Annotated in this window: 1 protein-coding gene and 1 tRNA gene; both read left to right on the top strand. The window is 62.0% G+C overall.

Translation table 11 applies throughout. The features are described 5' to 3' along the window. The coding region (locus EOA38_RS37870) for an HAD-IA family hydrolase (RefSeq protein ID WP_127301612.1) at positions 1-483 on the top strand (483 nt) is incomplete at its 5' end. 125 nt (positions 484-608) lie between these two features. Then, a tRNA-Val gene (locus EOA38_RS37875) sits at positions 609-683 on the top strand. Positions 684-826: the final 143 nt, after the last annotated feature.

The raw sequence follows: 826 nt of genomic DNA on the forward strand, positions 1-826 counted from the left end.
GCGGAAGAGCATGACCGGCTGCTGAAGCTCTTCCTCGATCACTACACGCTCAACATCCCCGGCAAGTCGCGCCCCTACCCCGGCGTGACTTCGGCCCTCGATCGCTTCGAGGCCGCCGGCTACCTGATGGCGGTCTGCACCAACAAATACGAAGCGAATTCGGCGACGCTGATCGGGGCGCTCGGCATGGACAAATATTTCGCCGCGATCTGCGGCCAGGACACGTTCGCCTTTCGCAAGCCCGATCCTCGCCATCTCATCGAGACGATCAGGCTGGCGGGCGGCGACCCGTACAACGCCCTGATGGTCGGCGATTCGCAGACCGATATCGACACCGCCAAGGCGGCCGGCATTCCGGTGGTGGCGGTGGATTTCGGCTATACGGACCGCCATGTGCGCGAGTTCGAGCCGACTTTGGTGATCTCGCATTTCGACACGCTGACGCCGGATCTTGCCGAGCGGCTGATCGCGGCGGCGCGCTGAATCTGGGCTTTTCCGGCCTGCCGGGGCCTAGGAAAATTCGATCTGAAGATCGTCGGCACATTGCCTTGACTTCGCGCGCCCGCCTCCCTTATATCGCGGCTCGCTTCGGCCTTCGGGCAACGAGCGGGCGATTAGCTCAGCGGGAGAGCACACCCTTCACACGGGTGGGGTCGCAGGTTCAATCCCTGCATCGCCCACCATCCAACTGTCTGAGAATGTTGGATGGTTTGGCCCTGCGAAATCTTTCCAAATCTGGACGCTGCTGACGCTTAGATCAGCCCTCGGCGCACGTTCAAATGCGTCACCGCCGTCACCAGTATGGCTCCGGTCATGAAGTAGAGCG

The sequence above is a fragment of the Mesorhizobium sp. M1E.F.Ca.ET.041.01.1.1 genome (assembly GCF_003997355.1).
In the GTDB taxonomy this organism is placed as follows: Bacteria; Pseudomonadota; Alphaproteobacteria; order Rhizobiales; family Rhizobiaceae; genus Mesorhizobium.